The 16,957-nt window shown below is 50.3% G+C and carries 15 protein-coding genes; 8 read left to right on the top strand and 7 right to left on the bottom strand.

Annotation, left to right across the window (positions count from 1 at the left end; all coding sequences use genetic code 11):
* Positions 1-32: 32 nt before the first annotated feature.
* The 6 genes from Q0882_RS15360 to Q0882_RS15335 form a co-directional block, all read right to left on the bottom strand.
* A complete protein-coding gene (locus tag Q0882_RS15360; RefSeq protein WP_299183446.1) occupies positions 33-935 on the bottom strand; it encodes a hydroxymethylglutaryl-CoA lyase in 903 nt (300 codons plus the stop codon).
* On the bottom strand, positions 935-2,929 hold the full coding sequence (locus Q0882_RS15355) for an acetyl/propionyl/methylcrotonyl-CoA carboxylase subunit alpha (protein ID WP_299183443.1): 1,995 nt from the start codon (positions 2,927-2,929) through the stop codon (positions 935-937). Before Q0882_RS15355 ends, Q0882_RS15360 begins: the two co-directional genes overlap by 1 nt.
* Positions 2,930-2,934: 5 nt before the next feature.
* Positions 2,935-3,729, bottom strand: a complete 795-nt coding sequence (locus tag Q0882_RS15350; RefSeq protein ID WP_299183441.1) for an enoyl-CoA hydratase/isomerase family protein — start codon at positions 3,727-3,729, stop codon at positions 2,935-2,937.
* Between the two features lie 10 nt (positions 3,730-3,739).
* Positions 3,740-5,347: a carboxyl transferase domain-containing protein gene (locus tag Q0882_RS15345; RefSeq protein WP_299183439.1), complete on the bottom strand. Its 1,608-nt coding sequence runs from the start codon at positions 5,345-5,347 to the stop codon at positions 3,740-3,742.
* 71 nt (positions 5,348-5,418) lie between these two features.
* The gene (locus tag Q0882_RS15340) at positions 5,419-6,585 is read right to left on the bottom strand and encodes an isovaleryl-CoA dehydrogenase (RefSeq protein WP_299183438.1); all 1,167 of its coding nucleotides are present in this window, start codon (positions 6,583-6,585) and stop codon (positions 5,419-5,421) included.
* Between the two features lie 62 nt (positions 6,586-6,647).
* Positions 6,648-7,049: a MerR family DNA-binding transcriptional regulator gene (locus Q0882_RS15335; RefSeq protein WP_299183437.1), complete on the bottom strand. Its 402-nt coding sequence runs from the start codon at positions 7,047-7,049 to the stop codon at positions 6,648-6,650.
* Between the two features lie 297 nt (positions 7,050-7,346).
* Here Q0882_RS15335 and Q0882_RS15330 point away from each other — a divergent pair, with 297 nt between their 5' ends.
* The 7 genes from Q0882_RS15330 to Q0882_RS15300 all read left to right on the top strand — a co-directional run bounded on the left by Q0882_RS15330 (position 7,347) and on the right by Q0882_RS15300 (position 14,265).
* Positions 7,347-8,162 (top strand): ABC transporter ATP-binding protein, encoded by an 816-nt coding sequence (locus Q0882_RS15330; protein ID WP_299183435.1) that lies wholly within the window; start codon positions 7,347-7,349, stop codon positions 8,160-8,162.
* Complete coding sequence (locus tag Q0882_RS15325; protein WP_299183434.1) at positions 8,159-8,872, top strand: ABC transporter ATP-binding protein; 714 nt, start codon at positions 8,159-8,161, stop codon at positions 8,870-8,872. The genes Q0882_RS15330 and Q0882_RS15325 overlap by 4 nt, the downstream gene beginning before the upstream one ends.
* Before the next feature lie 111 nt (positions 8,873-8,983).
* Positions 8,984-10,198, top strand: coding sequence for an ABC transporter substrate-binding protein (locus Q0882_RS15320; protein ID WP_299183432.1), 1,215 nt, complete (start codon positions 8,984-8,986; stop codon positions 10,196-10,198).
* 166 nt (positions 10,199-10,364) lie between these two features.
* Positions 10,365-11,252, top strand: coding sequence for a branched-chain amino acid ABC transporter permease (locus Q0882_RS15315; protein ID WP_299183430.1), 888 nt, complete (start codon positions 10,365-10,367; stop codon positions 11,250-11,252).
* 10 nt (positions 11,253-11,262) lie between these two features.
* Positions 11,263-12,189, top strand: a complete 927-nt coding sequence (locus Q0882_RS15310; protein WP_299183428.1) for a branched-chain amino acid ABC transporter permease — start codon at positions 11,263-11,265, stop codon at positions 12,187-12,189.
* A 95-nt stretch (positions 12,190-12,284) separates the two neighbouring features.
* The gene (locus Q0882_RS15305) at positions 12,285-13,466 is read left to right on the top strand and encodes an acetyl-CoA C-acyltransferase (RefSeq protein ID WP_299183427.1); all 1,182 of its coding nucleotides are present in this window, start codon (positions 12,285-12,287) and stop codon (positions 13,464-13,466) included.
* Between the two features lie 277 nt (positions 13,467-13,743).
* A complete protein-coding gene (locus Q0882_RS15300; RefSeq protein WP_299183426.1) occupies positions 13,744-14,265 on the top strand; it encodes a hypothetical protein in 522 nt (173 codons plus the stop codon).
* Between the two features lie 74 nt (positions 14,266-14,339).
* Here the strand turns inward: Q0882_RS15300 and Q0882_RS15295 are convergent, their stop codons facing one another.
* Positions 14,340-15,254: an AraC family transcriptional regulator gene (locus tag Q0882_RS15295; RefSeq protein WP_299183424.1), complete on the bottom strand. Its 915-nt coding sequence runs from the start codon at positions 15,252-15,254 to the stop codon at positions 14,340-14,342.
* A gap of 180 nt (positions 15,255-15,434) precedes the next feature.
* Between Q0882_RS15295 and Q0882_RS15290 the strand changes: the two genes are divergently transcribed.
* Positions 15,435-16,928 carry a CoA-acylating methylmalonate-semialdehyde dehydrogenase gene (locus Q0882_RS15290; protein WP_299183422.1) on the top strand — a complete coding sequence of 498 codons (1,494 nt, stop codon included), beginning with the start codon at positions 15,435-15,437 and terminating at the stop codon, positions 16,926-16,928.
* Positions 16,929-16,957: the final 29 nt, after the last annotated feature.

The raw sequence follows: 16,957 nt of genomic DNA, 5'->3' as shown, positions 1-16,957 counted from the left end.
CTGAAAAACAGGCGCTGAAACAGGGTATTAAGTTATTCACAGCCAATGGCCAGAGAAACCTTAGAGCCATTATTCCGGCCCAACTGTGCAGTGATCCAATGGCTGGTCGCAACCAACTTATTCAGATCTACACCCGTTTTGATACCCAGCCCATTGAGCATATATAAAACATCTTCGGTGGCAACATTACCGGATGCACCTTTGGCATAAGGGCAACCACCTAATCCTGCAACAGAGGTATCAACCACTGCGATACCTTCTTCAATCACCGCGTAGAGGTTGGCCAGTGCCTGCCCGTAGGTATCATGGAAGTGCGCTGCAAGTTTATCCACAGGCACCTCTTTGCTGACAGCCTCGAGCATTTTCTTGGCTTTCAGAGGAGTCCCTACGCCGATTGTGTCGCCCAGAGAGATCTCATAGCAGCCCATATCCAGCATGTCACGGCAGACGGCAGCAACCTGCTCAGGCGCTATATCACCGTTATAGGGACAACCCAACACTGTTGATACGTAGCCGCGCACCCGGATGTTGTTTGCCTGAGCGCTCTCCATGATGGGAGTAAAACGCTCCAGACTCTCTTTTATCGAGCAGTTAATATTCTTCTGAGTGAACGCTTCAGACGCAGCACTGAATACCGCAACTTCGTCTACCTGCGCTTCAATGGCACCTTCCAGACCCCTCATATTTGGAGTCAGTGCGGCGTAGGTCACACCTGTTTTTCGCTGGATACCCGCCATGACATCGCTGGCATCACCCATCTGCGGTACCCACTTCGGAGAGACAAAACTGGCCGCTTCGACGTAACTCAGGCCCGCATCAGCGAGTCGGTCGATAAGCTCAACTTTGACTGCAGTGGGAATGATATCGCCCGGTTCATTCTGAAGGCCGTCGCGAGGACCGACCTCCACAATGCGGACACTTTTGGGAAGTGCCATTACGCAGCCTCCCCGTCACTGGCTTCCACAGCGATCAGATCAGAGCCTTCGTTCACCAGGTCACCTTCTGCGTAGAAGATATCGGCAACCACACCGTCATAAGGTGCAGAGATGCTGTGCTCCATCTTCATCGCTTCCATGATGACCAGCGTCTCGCCTTCGCTGACGGTCTGACCTTTTTCAACCAGAACCGCAACCACGGCTCCGTTCATGGGAGCAGCCAAAGAGGCATCGCCACTCTGTTCGGATTCGGTGAAGGTATCGCGGTGCTGACGGCACTGGAACTGTTCACCTTCATGGAACAGCGTCAGGTTGTCACCATCCTGGAAGCAGTGAACCGTCAAACGGTGACCGTTGACGACAACATTCAGTGCATCACCGTTGAGCGAAGCGGCTACGCGATAGCTTGCACCATCAACCGTGATCTCGTATTCACCCTGTTTTTCAAGAATGCTGAGCTCATGCAGATCATCGCCCAGCATCAGTTTCAGCGGACGGGCGTATTCAGAGTTCAGACGCCAGCCATTCTGTGCCGAGAACGGTGAGTGCTGATCTCCCTTGATGACGCTGTCTGCTTTTCCTGCTTCAAGGAAGAAGGCAGCAGACATGACCAGGCAGTACTGACTGTCCAGATGTGCATCCGGAAACAGCAACTCACGGTGTTTATCGATAAAGCCGGTATCCAGATCAAGATCACGGAACGGGGCCGCATCAGCCAGATTTCGAAGGAATTTCGTGTTGGTTTTCAGACCCGCAATACGGTACTCCTCAAGGGCTTGTACCATACGGTTGATCGCAGCATCGCGGTTCTCATCCCAGACGATCAGCTTAGCGATCATCGGATCGTAGAACACACTGACCTCATCACCCTGAATAACACCCGTATCGACACGTACGTGTGCATTTTCTGCCGGTGTCTGCAGGTATTTCAGTGTGCCTGTTGCGGGTAGGAAGTCATTATCCGGATCTTCCGCGTAGATACGTGCTTCCAACGCGTGGCCACGGATCTGAAGCTGATCCTGTGCAAGCGGTAGTTCACTGCCTGCGGCGATCCGTAGCTGCCACTCAACCAGATCCAGACCGGTGATCATCTCGGTTACCGGGTGCTCTACCTGCAGACGGGTGTTCATCTCCATAAAGTAGAAAGAGCCATCTACATCGTAGAGGAACTCTACTGTACCTGCGCCCACGTAATCGATCGCCTGAGCAGCACGTACCGCTGCTTCACCCATCGCTTTGCGGGTTTCATCAGACAGGCCGGGAGCTGGAGCTTCTTCGATCACTTTCTGGTGACGACGCTGAACTGAGCAATCGCGTTCGGCCAGATAGATACCGTTGCCGTGTTTATCGCAGAATACCTGGATCTCTACGTGACGAGGCTGAGTCAGGTAGCGCTCGATCAGCATATCAGGGTTACCGAAAGCGTTTTTGGCTTCACGGCAGGCAGATACCAGTGCTTCGTCAAACTCATCCAGAGATGCAACAACACGCATCCCTTTACCACCCCCACCGGCAACCGCTTTCAGAAGTTGTGGATAACCACATTTTTCTGATTCCGCTTTCAGCAGGGCAGGGTCTTGATCATCCCCGTGATAACCTGGTACCAGAGGTACATTAGCGTGCGACATAATCTCTTTTGCCGCCGACTTGGAACCCATCGCCGCAATGGCGGGAGAAGGGGGGCCAATAAAGGTGATGCCGTTGGCTTCGAGCGCTTCGGCAAACTCAGTGTTTTCTGAGAGGAAACCATAACCCGGGTGAACCGCTTGAGCACCAGACTGCTTGCAGATCTCAATGATCTTGTCTGCACGTAGGTAACTTTCGGTACTTGGCGCAGGGCCTAAAAGGAAAGCTTCGTCAGCCATGGCAACATGGCGAGAGTTTGCATCAGCTTCTGAATAGACAGCGACACATTTGATACCCAGACGATGTGCTGTCTGGATGACACGACAGGCGATCTCACCCCTGTTCGCGATTAAAATTTTACTAAACATGGCGATTACTCCTGAATCCAGTTTGGCTTGCGCTTTTGCAGGAATGAGCCGAGCCCTTCCTGACCTTCAGCACTGACGCGAATCTCAGCGATACGGCATGCCGTATCATTGATAACCGCCTGATCGATATCTTTACCACTTACGGCAAAAATCAGATCTTTTGCTGCGTGCATACCTTGCGGGCTGTTTCGGCGGAGTTGCTCAACGAAACGGTTGCAGGCATCGTCCATCATCTCAACATCAGCAACTACCTCATGCACCAATCCATACGCCTGAGCCTGACGGGCAGTGAACACTTCAGCTGTGACAAAATAGCGGCGCGACTGGCGCTCGCCGATTGCGCGAACCACATAGGGAGAGATCACCGCAGGAATCAGGCCGATCTTGACTTCACTCAGGCAGAACTGACTGGATTCCGCTGCAATCACAATATCGCAGCACGCGGCCAGCCCTACAGCGCCTCCGTAGGCTGCACCCTGAACCAGACCAATGGTTGGTTTGGACAGGTTGTTTAAGACCTCCATCAGCTTCGCAAGGCGACCTGCGTCATCCAGATTTTCCTGATAGCTGTTCTGAGCCATCCGTTTCATCCAGGCGAGATCTGCTCCGGCTGAGAAGTTCTTACCGTTGGAGCGAAGTACCAGCACACGTACGTCTCTGTCTTCATTGACCGCTTCAAGCTGATTGATCAACTGTTCAATCACATCATCATCGAAAGCGTTATGTACTTCCGGGCGATTGATGATCAGATGCGCAACGCCGTTGGGCTGTTTTTCGAGTAATACAAAATTGTTCGACATAGCAGCCCCCTTACATACGGAATACACCGAACTTGGTGTCACCGATCGGTTTGTTAAGTGCTGCTGAAAGCCCCATGCCGATTACATCACGGGTCTGTGCCGGATCGATTACACCGTCATCCCATAAACGCGCACTGGCGTAGTAAGGGTGACCCTGGTGCTCATAGGTATCGATGATTGGCTTTTTAAACTTGGCTTCTTCATCGGCAGACCATTCCTGGCCCACGCGATCCATGTTGTCACGTTTAACGGTCGCCAGTACGCCAGCTGCCTGTTCACCACCCATGACCGAGATGCGGGCATTTGGCCACATCCAGAGGAAGTTAGGGCTGTAAGCTCGGCCACACATGCCGTAGTTGCCCGCACCAAAAGAGCCGCCAATCAGAACAGTGAGTTTCGGTACATCGGCACATGCAACAGCATTCACCATTTTCGCACCGTGCTTAGCGATACCCTCAGACTCCGCTTTCTGGCCAACCATGAAGCCGGTGATATTCTGCAGGAACAGAAGTGGGATCTTGCGCTGACAGCACAGTTCGATGAAGTGTGCGCCTTTCTGCGCTGAATCGCCGAACAGGATGCCGTTGTTCGCTACGATACCAACCGGGTAACCGTGGATATGTGCAAAACCGGTGACCAGTGTGGTGCCGTACATTTTTTTGAATTCGTCGAATTCAGAGCCATCGACAATACGAGCAATGATTTCGCGTACGTCGAAAGGCTTCTTAAGATCGGTGCCTACGATGCCGTAGATCTCATCCGCACTGTATAGCGGTGCTTTAGGCTCGCGGATATCCATATCCAGGTTTTTCTTACGGTTGAGATTAGATACGCAAGTCCGTGCAATCTGCAGGGCATGGGCATCGTTCTCAGCATAGTGGTCAGCAACACCGGATACTTTACAGTGAACGTCTGCACCACCGAGATCTTCAGCAGAAACCACTTCGCCGGTTGCTGCTTTTACCAGCGGTGGACCCGCCAGGAAGATCGTACCCTGATTACGTACGATAATTGATTCATCTGCCATCGCAGGTACATAAGCACCGCCGGCAGTACACAGACCCATTACCACAGCGATCTGCGGGATGCCCTTGGAAGACATACGTGCCTGGTTAAAGAAGATGCGACCAAAGTGGTCCCGATCCGGGAATACATCATCCTGCTGAGGCAGGTTGGCACCACCGGAATCTACCAGATAGATACAGGGCAGGTGGTTTTGCTCAGCGATCTCCTGAGCACGCAGGTGCTTCTTAACGGTTAGCGGGAAATAAGTGCCGCCTTTAACCGTAGCGTCGTTGGCAACGATCATACATTCCTGACCGCTGACCCGGCCAACACCGGCGATGATCCCTGCTGCTGGAATGACATCGTCATAGACTTCGTGAGCGGCCAGTTGAGAAAGCTCCATGAATGGAGCGCCTTCATCCAGTAGCGCGTTGATACGTTCACGGGGGAGTAACTTGCCGCGAGAGAGATGACGCTCCTGATATTTAGGACCGCCTCCCTGTTCAATCGTAGCGACTTTATCACGCAGATCATTCACAGCTTCCGCCATTGAATCGTGGTTGCTACGGAACTCTTCTGCGCGTGGATTTATTTTTGTTTGCAGAACGGCCATACCGATCTCCTGAAAATTACCTGAAAAAGAGAAAAGAGGTGGGCCGAAGCCCACCTAAAGCGACGGCTTTGTTACTTGTTCAGGAACAGCTCACGACCGATCAGCATACGGCGGATCTCAGAGGTACCTGCACCAATCTCATACAGCTTGGCATCACGTAGCAGACGGCCTGTTGGGAACTCATTGATATAGCCGTTACCGCCCAGTAGCTGAATGGCATCCAGCGCCATCTTGGTTGCGGTTTCGGCGGTGTACAGAATGACGGCTGCACAGTCTTTACGGCTGGTTTCACCGCGCATCGCGGCTTGTGCAACGTTGTAGGTATAGGATTTAGATGCGTTCATCAGGGTGTACATGTCGGCGATCTTGCCCTGTACCAGCTCAAACTCACCGATCGGCTGGCCGAACTGGCTACGGTCACGAATATACGGAACAGCGATATCCATCGCAGCTTCCATAATGCCCAGTGGACCACCGGCTAGAACCAGACGCTCATAGTCCAGACCACTCATCAGCACGCGAACACCGCCATTGAGTTCACCCAGAATGTTCTCTTTTGGAACCGGGCAATCTTCAAATACCAGTTCACAGGTGTTGGAACCGCGCATACCCAGCTTATCCAGCTTCTGATGGCGGGAGAAACCAGGGAAGTCGCGTTCAACGATAAAGGCGGTAATCCCTTTAGGGCCCGCATTTACGTCGGTTTTGGCGTAGATTACATAGGTGTTAGCGTCCGGACCATTGGTGATCCACATCTTGTTACCGTTTAACAGGTAGTGATCGCCGTTGTCACGGGCATGTAGCTTCATCGATACAACATCGGAACCCGCATTGGGTTCTGACATCGCCAACGCACCGATATGCTCACCGCTGATCAATTTAGGCAGATACTTCTGTTTCTGCTCTTCAGTGCCGTTACGATGAATCTGGTTAACGCAGAGGTTGGAGTGTGCGCCGTAAGACAGACCAACAGAGGCGGATGCACGGCTGATCTCTTCCATCGCAATAATGTGAGCCAGATAGCCCATATCAACACCACCGTACTCCTCTTTTACGGTGATACCCAGTAATCCCATGTCACCAAATTTACGCCATAGGTCGTTCGGGAATTCGTTTTTCTGATCAATCTCTTCCGCGCGCGGAGCGATTTCCTGTGCTGCGAAGCTATTTATCTGCTCGCGCAGCATATCCATAGTTTCGCCCAGTCCAAAGTTCAGTCCAGAGTATTGTGAGATCATATTGTTACCCTTTTGCACGCCGATCGACCTTTCCCTTGATGACTACGTTAAGAGAAGTGGTCTTATTCGGGCCTTTGTTTTTGTTTTAGTTCGTTTAGCGTTTCTTTACAGCGGGCTTCCGCATTGTCCAGCTCCTGCTGGAGAATGGCGATATCCCTGAGCTGTTGCTCAAGGTCAGTCCGTTTTTCATTAATTTTATCCATCAGCAGGTACAGCTGCTTCTCACTGCCGGTGAGTGTCTCATCCCAGAGTTCAAACAGTTCCCGGGTCTCTGCCAGAGAAAAGCCTAATCGTTTCCCCCGAAGTATCAGTTTGAGCCGGACTTTGTCCTGGCTGCTATAGACTCGGGTTTGCCCTCGTCGACTTGGGAACAGCAGCTGCTGATCTTCGTAAAAACGAATGCTGCGTGTTGTCAGGTCGAACTCTTTGGAGAGCTCACTAATTGAATAGGTTTTTTTATTCATGGGTTCACACTACTACGTTGCTAGTTTGTAGATTAATAGAAGTTGACGTTTACGTAAAGATCAATAAGGGAATTCCTATATTTTTGTGTTAATTTTAATCATTATGCTAACCTGTTGATAATTAACGAATAAGTGGTTTTTTTGCGGTATTGTGCAGTGCAGTTAATACCAAAGTAGTACTAGCCTTCCTGTAGGGGAAATTGCTAATTTGGGTGAAAAGCTGAGCTGCTTAACGCCGTCCTTAAAGGCAATAGCGCTGGTTAAATAAAAATAAAAACAGCGAGGATCGGATTCTACATGAGTGTCGATTACGTCCTGCAAACCTCTGATTTAGTTAAAGAATTCAAAGGTTTTACAGCGGTAGATAATGTAAATTTGAACGTCAAGCGTGGTGACATCCATGCGTTGATTGGGCCAAATGGTGCGGGTAAAACGACAGTTTTTAACCTGCTTACCAAGTTCCTGATCCCGACGTCAGGTCAAATTCTTTTTAATGGTGAAGATATCACTCAGATGCGCTCTGCAGAGATTGCGCGTAAGGGTGTGGTTCGTTCGTTCCAGATCTCCGCCGTCTTCCCCCACCTGACTGTGCTGGAGAATGTGCGTATCGCACTTCAGCGTAAAGAGGGTAATAGTTTCCATTTCTGGAAGTCCGATAAGGTCCTGAACAAGCTTAATGCGAGAGCGTTGGAGTTACTGGAATCTGTTGGTCTTCAGGATTATGCCAACTCGATCACAGTGGATCAGCCTTATGGCCGTAAGCGTGCTTTAGAGATCGCGACGACTTTGGCGCTTGACCCTGAGCTGATGCTGTTGGATGAGCCGACGCAGGGTATGGGTCATGAAGATGTCGAGGTGGTTTCTGATCTGATCAAAAAGGTGTCCAAAGATCGTACCATTCTGATGGTTGAGCATAACCTTCACGTAGTGTCTAAGTTGGCCGATCGTATCTCTGTGTTACAGCGTGGTGCGATTTTGACCGAAGGCGACTATGAAACAGTCTCAGCTGATCCTCGTGTTAAAGAAGCCTATCTGGGTGTTGCTGCAGATGAGGTTGAAGCCGGGTCTGACGACAAGACAGCAGAAAGTGCAGATGAGAAGGTGGTTGTATGAGTCAGGGCGGTAATGAAAAACTTCGCATCAGCGATCTGCATGCCTTTTACGGTGAATCCCACATTCTGCACGGCATCGATATGCACGTTATGCAGGGTGAGTTGGTGACTCTGCTTGGACGTAACGGTGCGGGTCGTTCAACTACGCTGCGATCCATCATGAATATGGTGGGGCGCCGTACGGGTAGTATTAATATCAATGGTCGTGAAACGATTGATATGCCAGCCCACAAGATTGCGCATCTGGGTATGGGGTTCTGCCCGGAAGAGCGTGGTATCTTCTCCAGTCTCAACGTTGAAGAGAATCTGATGCTGCCACCGACAGTGCGCAGTGACGGTATGAGCGTTGAAGAGATCTATGAGATTTTCCCAAACCTGTATGAGCGTCGTACCAGTCAGGGTACTCGTTTGTCCGGGGGTGAACAGCAGATGCTGGCGCTGGCACGTATCCTGCGCTCTGGAGCAAATATCCTACTCCTGGATGAGATTACAGAGGGTCTGGCTCCGGTAATTGTCCAGAAGCTGGCAGAGGTTCTGACGACGCTGAAAGAGCGTGGGTTGACCATCCTGTTGGTCGAGCAGAACTTCCGCTTTGCTGCACCGATTGCAGATCGTCACTATGTGATGGAGCACGGGCATATAGTGGAAGAGGTTCGTAAGGATGAACTAAAAGCGAAAACTGAGATGCTCAACACAATGTTGGGTGTTTGATCAGGAATAACCAAAAGGCCGAGGGACAACGCCCATACGCATGACGGGCAAGGTTTCGAACGCCGAACTCTTAAACGAATAAAAATAAAAACTCTATCAGGAGAACAAACGATGAAACCAATGAAGAAATCTCTGCTGACAGCAGCAGTCGCAACAGCATTTGCCGTATCTGGTGCTCAGGCAGCAGGTATCTCTGATGACAAAGTTAAGATCGGTGTACTGGCAGATATGGGCGGTGTTTACTCAGATATCTGTGGTAAAGGTTGTGTAACAGCCGTTGAGATGGCCGTTGAAGATTTCGGTGGTACCGTTCTGGGTAAGCCAATTGAGATTGTCAGTGCGGATGACCAGAATAAAGCTGATATCGGCTCTGCAAAAGTGCGTGAGTGGGTAGAAAGTGAAGGTGTTGATGCAGTAAACGGTCTGGTAGCTTCTTCTGTTACCGGTGCTGTAACTAAAGTACTGACTGATAACAAAAAGATCGCTCTGATCTCTACGTCCGCATCTCATGCTTTCACAACTAAGGCATGTTCTCCATACAACGCTCACTGGACTTATAACGTAGTAGCCTTGGCAAACGGTACTGTTAAGCCAATGCTGGACGCGGGTAAGAAGAAATGGTTCTTCATCACGGCTGACTATGCGTTTGGTCACGCTCTGGAAAAAGTAGCAACAGGCGTAATCAATTCTAATGGCGGTGAAGTTGTAGGTGCGGTACGTGCGCCACTGGGCACGACTGACTTCTCCTCTTATGTCCTTCAGGCTCAGTCCTCAGGTGCAGACGTTGTAGCCCTGGCGAACGCAGGTGCTGACTTCGTAAACTCCCTGAAAACAGCGGCTGAGTTCGGTCTGACTGAAACAGCTGATGTAGCGGGTCTGTTGGTATTCACACATAACGCTAAGGCTCTGGATCCAAATATCGCAGGCGGTATGAAGCTGACAACAGGTTTCTACTGGGATATGGATGATGAGACCCGTGCTTGGTCTAAGCGCTTCAAAGAGCGTCACGGTACTATCCCGGCAATGGGTCAGGCGGGTGCTTACTCTATGACTATGCACTACCTGAACGCGATCAAAGAAGCGGGCACAGACGATGCTGATGCAGTTATGGCTGTGATGAAGAAGAACAAGCCAAATGACTTCTTCGCTCGTAACGCTGAGCTGCGTGCAGACGGCCGTATGGTTCACGATATGTACCAGGTACGTATCAAGAAAGCGGATGAGCGCAGCAACGAAGACGATATCTTTGCAATTGAGCAGGTTATCCCTGGAGATGTCGCATTTGGTCCTATGATGGATCAGTGCAACTTCACGGCTAAAAAGTAATTGCATTGCTTGGGTGGAGGGCGACTTCCACCCGATCTCTGGTTAAGTAAGAGACAGAGCCGCATCATCATCAAGGCGGCTCTATTTAACTCTCTTTAGCGTTTGGTGAATTCCGGTCAAGCTACCAATAGAAGTAGCAAACTACATCGGATAGGGGTGGAGAGTTATGGCAACATTTCTCGGTATCAATCTCTTTGGCCTTTTCGGCCAGCTGCTGGTGGGCCTGATTAACGGTTCATTCTATGCACTTCTCAGTCTGGGTTTGGCGATCATTTTCGGACTGTTAAAAATTATCAACTTCGCCCAGGGTGCGTTGTATATGCTAGGCGCATTTTTCGCCTGGATGGCTCTCAACTACATGGGCATTAATTACTGGGCTGCGCTGCTGTTTGTACCGCTTGCAGTCGGGTTTTTAGGAATTTTGATGGAGCGCTTCCTGTTGCGCCCTATCGCGAATGAAGACCACCTGTACAGTCTGCTGCTGACCTTCGGTCTGGCGCTGATTCTTCAGGGGGCATTTACGCACCTATACGGTTCCTCAGGTCTCTCTTACGCGATCCCTGAGCAATTAAAAGGTGGTAACCGTTTACCGTTCATGTATCTGCCTAATTATCGTGCCTGGATCATCCTTGCATCGATCGTAGTGTGTGCGGGAACCTGGTATATGATCGAGAAAACCAAGCTGGGTGCATACCTGCGAGCGGGTACTGAAAATCCGCAGTTGATGCAGGCGTTTGGTATCAACGTACCGTTGATCGTCACGCTGACGTTTGGTTTTGGTGTAGGTCTGGCTGGCTTTGCTGGCGTCATGGCAGCACCGGTTTACTCTGTATCGCCTGATATGGGCTCGAACATGCTGATTGTGGTGTTTGCCATCGTAGTAATCGGCGGGATGGGTTCGATAGGGGGTGCAATTTTGACAGGTCTCGGCATGGGGGTCGTAGAGGGCTTAACTAAGTACTTCTATCCTGAAGCCTCTACAACAGTAATCTTCGCCGTCATGGTGATAGTACTGTTGACTAAGCCTGCCGGTCTGTTTGGTAAAGAAGCTTAAGGAGTACGAGATGAAAATTAGTAAATCTGCTGTTGCACTGGTTGCACTGGGTCTCGTTGCTCCCTTCGTTTTATACCCTGTATTTGTGATGAAGGTGTTGTGTTTCGCACTGTTTGCCTGTGCTTTCAACCTGCTACTGGGTTATGTTGGGCTGCTCTCATTCGGTCACGCTGCTTTCCTGGGTACAGGGGGTTACATCACCGGTTACATGATGATGGAAGCGGGTCTGACGCCGGAGCTGGGTATCCTGTGTGGTACCGGTGCAGCGGCGGCTCTGGGTGCGGTTTACGGTAAGCTGGCGGTAAAACGTGAAGGTATCTACTTCGCGATGGTAACGCTGGCCCTGGCGCAGCTAGCCTTCTTCGTCTATCTGCAGGCGCCGTTCACCGGTGGTGAGGATGGCATGCAGGGTGTTCCTCGTGGTCATCTGTTCGGTCTGATCGACCTCAGTGACAACATGAATATGTACTACTTCGTGTTTGCGATCTTCCTGTTTGGCTTCTGGGTGGTGAATAGAACAATTCACTCACCATTTGGTCAAATTCTTAAGGCGATCCGTGAAAATGAGCCACGTGCGATCTCTCTGGGTTACAACGTTAACGATTATAAGTGGGCTGCCTTTGTTATCTCATCTGCGCTGGCAGGTCTGGCGGGCTCTACCAAGACACTGGTATTCCAGCTTGCATCTCTGACCGATGCGCACTGGCATATGTCCGGTGAGGTGGTGCTGATGACACTGCTAGGCGGTATGGGTACGATCTTCGGTCCAATCGTTGGCGCGGGTGCTGTGGTAACGATTCAGAACTACCTGTCGGGTGGTGAATTGGGTAACTATATCCACATCATCATGGGTCTGATCTTCGTAATCTGTGTACTGGCGTTCCGCAGCGGTATCGTGGGTGAGTTCCAGAAGTTTATGAAGAAAAACTTTAGCTAAGAGATTAGATATTACGGGGTGCGGAGCCGCACCCCTTTTTTTCTCGACAGGTTGACGTTAACGTCAACTAATAATGGTAATAGTAAGGTGAAAATATGAGTCAGGATGCAGTAGTTATTGTGAGCGCAGCGCGTACCCCGATGGGCGGTATGATGGGTTCTCTAAGCGATGTTCGTGCACCGGATCTGTGTGCAACTGCGATTAAAGCTGCTGTTGAGCGTGCGGGTATTCAGGCTGCAGATGTTGATGAAGTTGTGATGGGGTGTGTGCTACCTGCAGGTCTGGGTCAGGCCCCGGCACGTCAGGCATCTCGTGCGGCGGGCATCCCGGATGCAGCGGGTTGTACAACAGTTAATAAGATGTGCGGCTCCGGTATGAAGGCAGTCATGCTGGCTCATGATCAGATTCTGGCAGGTTCTGCAGATGTGATGGTCGCAGGCGGAATGGAGAATATGAGTCAGTCTCCTTATATCCTGCCTAAAGCCCGTTCAGGTATGCGGATGGGTCATGGTCAGGTGATTGACCACATGTTTTTTGATGGCCTGGAAGATGCGTATGAAGGCGGTCTGATGGGTAGTTATGCTCAGAAGAGCGCAGATGCATACAACGTCACACGTGAAGCGATGGATGATTTTGCGATCAGCTCACTGGAGAAAGCGATCTCTGCTATTGAGAAGGGCGAGTTTGTTGAAGAGATTGCGCCAGTCACAATTACCTCTCGTAGAGGTGAAGTGGTTGTCGATACTGATGAGCAGCCAGGTAATGCGCGCATCGATAAGATCCGCAGCCTAAAGCCCGCTTTTAAGAAGGACGGAACCGTCACCGCTGCAAACTCCAGCTCAATCTCTGATGGCGGCTCTGCCTTAGTTCTTATGAAAGAGTCTGAGGCGAAGGCTAAAGGGCTGCAGCCATTGGCACGCATCGTCTCTCACTCAACACATGCCCAGCTTCCTGCTGAGTTCACTATTGCGCCAATCGGTGCCATTCAGAAAGCTCTGGATAAAGCGGGTTGGAGCAAAGATGATGTTGATCTGTATGAGATCAATGAAGCGTTTGCTGTGGTATCGATGCTGGCGATCAATGAGATGGGATTGGACAGTGATAAAGTCAATGTCCGTGGTGGTGCCTGCGCTCTTGGGCATCCGATCGGTTCAAGTGGTTCACGTATCATGGTGACACTGCTGCATGCGCTAAAACAGAAAGGTCTGTCGAAGGGTGTTGCATCCCTGTGTATAGGTGGTGGTGAAGCGACAGCTGTTGCGGTTGAAATGCTCTGATTGTTTTCTGATAGGGGGCTGCTTTTCGTCGTGATGGCAGCTCATTGCAACCAACTTATCGGCTGGGGCCGTGGCCCCACCTGTAAGGCTCTGTGTTATGGTTGGTTTTGCCGGACTTGTCAGTCCGGCTTTTTTATTTTTGCCCCTTCGGCCGCCAGTGGTGTTGTTCTGGTTGGAATGAGATCTGTGTAGCACCTACACTTTAGTGGTGACATTCAGATAACCTTTCTCTGTACTGGGTTATTGATCTCGTAAACAGAATAGATGGAGGTCGACCATGTACACCAAAAAACTCCTGTTGGTCGCAGCAGGATCATTTATATCTTTCTTATCATTTGCTGATGATACCCAAGCACTGATTGACCGTGCACGTTCAGCTGCACCCTCTATGGTGAGTGCTGAAGCGACAGTGATCTATCGTGGAAAAACGTTGGTTGAAGGTCGTAACGGCTGGGTTTGTATGCCTGAAACGCTCCCTGATGATAATGCGCCTATCTGTAATGATGCGCAGTGGATGAAAATGCTGACAGCTGTTAGTAATCAGGCCGATTTCAGAGCAGAGGGCATCGGTGTTTCATACATGCTTCAGGGTGATGGGGGTGTGAGTAATTCAGATCCGTATCACCCTAATCCCATGAAGGCCCATGATTTTATTAAAGAGGGGCCGCATCTGATGTTGATTGTGCCTAAAGAGATACTCAAAGGCATGACAGATGACCCCGCTGCAGGAGGTCCCTACGTGATGTGGAAGGATACTCCATATGCACACATCATGATTCCTGTTGGGGAAAGGGAGTAAGTTGTAGTGCTTGAGTGAATCCTCATGCCGTAAAGTTTCAGGCAGACAGCTCAGCAGGTTATCGGAGATGTGAGTTAGGTGCTCTTGTATGGATAAGCGCCTGTTCGCATCTTCCGGTACTGGCTGGGTGAAACCCCCATCAGTTTTTTAAAGATCCTGGAGAAGTAATAGGCATCTTCATACCCAACGGCAAACGCAACCTCGTTGATCCCATTGTTGGTGGTATCGAGGAGGTGGCAGGCGCGCTCAATCTTAAGCTGGATAAAATGATTGATCGGAGTCGTGCCGGTTACCTCCTTATATTTTTTTACAAAATGGTATTTTGAGAGGCTGATCGACCCGGCCAGTGTATCCAGATCCAACTGTTCATGGATATGGGTCTGCATCAGACTGTGGACGCGCTCAATATCCAAACCGCCCCGAGACTGTTTCTGCCGGGCGAGAGGCTGTAACAGGGCGATATGACTGAGGATCTGCCGTAATTGATTCGCCGCACAGATATAAGCATTGATGTTATAGGTGGATTCACGCGCTTCTAGCAGGGCTTCAAAATCGCTGGCTAGGCGAGAATGGATGCCGATCGGCATGATGTAATGGCGGTGATTGCTTTCGCGTTGCTGTAGATGCTGAACAAACGCCTCTGCATGATTACCATGGAAGTGGACCCAATAGATCGTCCAGGGTTTACGTTTACGTGCTTGATAGGTATGCGGAACCCCTTTTGGAATCAGCAATATATCACCAGAACGGATCCGTGATTTTTGCCCATTGATGATCCCCTCACCCTCACCCTCAAGGCAATAAATCAACAGATTGTCATCATGCTCCTTTCGTTCCATCTGATGACCGCTAGCCTGACGATAGTATCCCATCCCCAGCGGGTACAGGCCCTCGCTCAATGGATTCATAGCTAACTCACTGATTACACGGCGGGGAATTACAAAGCGGATACTCTCCGGGGGCAGTGGCCAGTTGGATGGTGAGCTCATAGATGCGACCTATGTATAAGGGAAATTACTTATAGAATCGCAATATAGTCCATTAATAAGACAAGATTATCAATCCTGCAATGGTAGGGTGCATGGTACAAAGTATCTATCGAGTAGGAAGTACGACAGGAACATCACTGTTCCGCACACAACTAATAACAAATAAACAGGTATCAGAGCATGACACAGCAAGTACCTCTTCTAATTAACGGCGAACTAGTTCAGAGCAAATCCGATAACTGGATTCCAGTTACTAACCCTGCAACTCAGGAAGTGATTGCGCAGGTTCCATGTGCGACAGCTGATGAAGTAGAGCAGGCGATTGATGCTGCCAAAGCGGCTTTTGAAGATTGGAAAGATACACCAATCGGTGAACGTGCTCGTCTGATGCTGCGTTACCAGGCGATTCTGAAAGAGCGTCAGGATGATATCGCACGTCTGATCTCTCAGGAAGTTGGTAAGACTTTTGAAGATGCGAAAGGTGATGTATGGCGTGGTATCGAAGTTGTTGAGCACGCTTGTAATATCGCATCCCTGTCTATGGGGGAAACGGTTGAAAACGTAGCGCGTAAAATTGACTGCTACAGCATCACTCAGCCTCTGGGTGTATGTGTAGGTATCACGCCCTTCAACTTCCCGGCAATGATCCCACTATGGATGTTCCCAATGGCGATCGCGTGCGGTAACACATTCGTACTGAAGCCATCTGAGCAGGATCCACTCACACCGATGCTGCTGGCCGAACTGTTCAAAGAAGCGGGCGCTCCAGACGGTCTGCTACAGGTAGTTCACGGTGCTAAAGATGTTGTAGACCAGCTACTGGTTCACAAAGATACTCCAGCGATCTCTTTCGTCGGTTCGGTGAATGTCGGTGAGCATATCTACCGTACCGGTACTGACAAGATGAAACGTGTTCAGGCGTTCGCGGGCGCGAAGAACCACATGGTTGTCATGCCGGATGCGTCTAAAAACCAGGTTGTTAACAGCATCGCAGGTGCTTCTGTCGGTGCTGCAGGTCAGCGCTGCATGGCAATCTCTGTTGCTGTATTCGTAGGTGAAGCGCGTGAATGGATCCCTGAAGTACGCGATGCCCTGGCAAAAGTACGCCCAGGCGCATGGGATGACCCAGAAGCGGGCTTTGGTCCTCTGATCAACCCGCAGGCACGTGAGCGTGTACTGAACTTCATTCAGGAAGGTAAAGACGCCGGTGCTGAATGTATTCTGGACGGTTCTGAGTGTGTAGTTGATGGTTTCCCTGATGGTAACTGGGTTGGCCCAACGATGTTCCGTGGTGTAACACGTGATATGTCGATCTACCAGGAAGAGATCTTTGGTCCTGTACTGATCGCTCTGGAAGTAGACACGCTGGAAGAAGCGATCGAGCTGATCAACGAAAACCCATACGGTAACGGTACCTCTATGTTCACCTCTTCTGGTGCGGCAGCACGTAAGTACCAGCACGAGATCAAAGTCGGTCAGGTCGGTATCAACGTACCTGTACCAGTGCCTCTACCAATGTTCTCTTTCACAGGTTGGAGAAAGTCTTTCTACGGTGATCAGCACGCTTATGGTAAGCAGGCGGTTAAGTTCTACACCGAGACTAAGACAGTCACTGCACGTTGGTTCGAAGATGACATCGATACTGGCGTTAACACAACAATCCAGCTGAAGTAATTCACGGATTATTGCAAAACAATAATGAG

The sequence above is a fragment of the uncultured Neptuniibacter sp. genome (assembly GCF_947498015.1).
Classification (GTDB): Bacteria; Pseudomonadota; Gammaproteobacteria; order Pseudomonadales; family Balneatricaceae; genus Neptuniibacter.
The sequence above is the reverse complement of the archived record's forward strand: the minus strand, read 5'-3'. Positions and strand labels throughout refer to the sequence as shown.

Excerpts from the sequence above, each read along its gene's own strand:
- Q0882_RS15295 (WP_299183424.1), bottom strand. The coding sequence starts at position 15,254 with ATGAGCTCACCATCCAACTGGCCACTGCCCCCGGAGAGTATCCGCTTT.
- Q0882_RS15320 (WP_299183432.1), top strand. The coding sequence starts at position 8,984 with ATGAAACCAATGAAGAAATCTCTGCTGACAGCAGCAGTCGCAACAGCA.
- Q0882_RS15340 (WP_299183438.1), bottom strand. The coding sequence starts at position 6,585 with ATGATCTCACAATACTCTGGACTGAACTTTGGACTGGGCGAAACTATG.
- Q0882_RS15345 (WP_299183439.1), bottom strand. The coding sequence starts at position 5,347 with ATGGCCGTTCTGCAAACAAAAATAAATCCACGCGCAGAAGAGTTCCGT.
- Q0882_RS15335 (WP_299183437.1), bottom strand. The coding sequence starts at position 7,049 with ATGAATAAAAAAACCTATTCAATTAGTGAGCTCTCCAAAGAGTTCGAC.
- Q0882_RS15290 (WP_299183422.1), top strand. The coding sequence starts at position 15,435 with ATGACACAGCAAGTACCTCTTCTAATTAACGGCGAACTAGTTCAGAGC.
- Q0882_RS15325 (WP_299183434.1), top strand. The coding sequence starts at position 8,159 with ATGAGTCAGGGCGGTAATGAAAAACTTCGCATCAGCGATCTGCATGCC.
- Q0882_RS15355 (WP_299183443.1), bottom strand. The coding sequence starts at position 2,929 with ATGTTTAGTAAAATTTTAATCGCGAACAGGGGTGAGATCGCCTGTCGT.
- Q0882_RS15310 (WP_299183428.1), top strand. The coding sequence starts at position 11,263 with ATGAAAATTAGTAAATCTGCTGTTGCACTGGTTGCACTGGGTCTCGTT.
- Q0882_RS15350 (WP_299183441.1), bottom strand. The coding sequence starts at position 3,729 with ATGTCGAACAATTTTGTATTACTCGAAAAACAGCCCAACGGCGTTGCG.
- Q0882_RS15330 (WP_299183435.1), top strand. The coding sequence starts at position 7,347 with ATGAGTGTCGATTACGTCCTGCAAACCTCTGATTTAGTTAAAGAATTC.
- Q0882_RS15315 (WP_299183430.1), top strand. The coding sequence starts at position 10,365 with ATGGCAACATTTCTCGGTATCAATCTCTTTGGCCTTTTCGGCCAGCTG.
- Q0882_RS15300 (WP_299183426.1), top strand. The coding sequence starts at position 13,744 with ATGTACACCAAAAAACTCCTGTTGGTCGCAGCAGGATCATTTATATCT.
- Q0882_RS15305 (WP_299183427.1), top strand. The coding sequence starts at position 12,285 with ATGAGTCAGGATGCAGTAGTTATTGTGAGCGCAGCGCGTACCCCGATG.
- Q0882_RS15360 (WP_299183446.1), bottom strand. The coding sequence starts at position 935 with ATGGCACTTCCCAAAAGTGTCCGCATTGTGGAGGTCGGTCCTCGCGAC.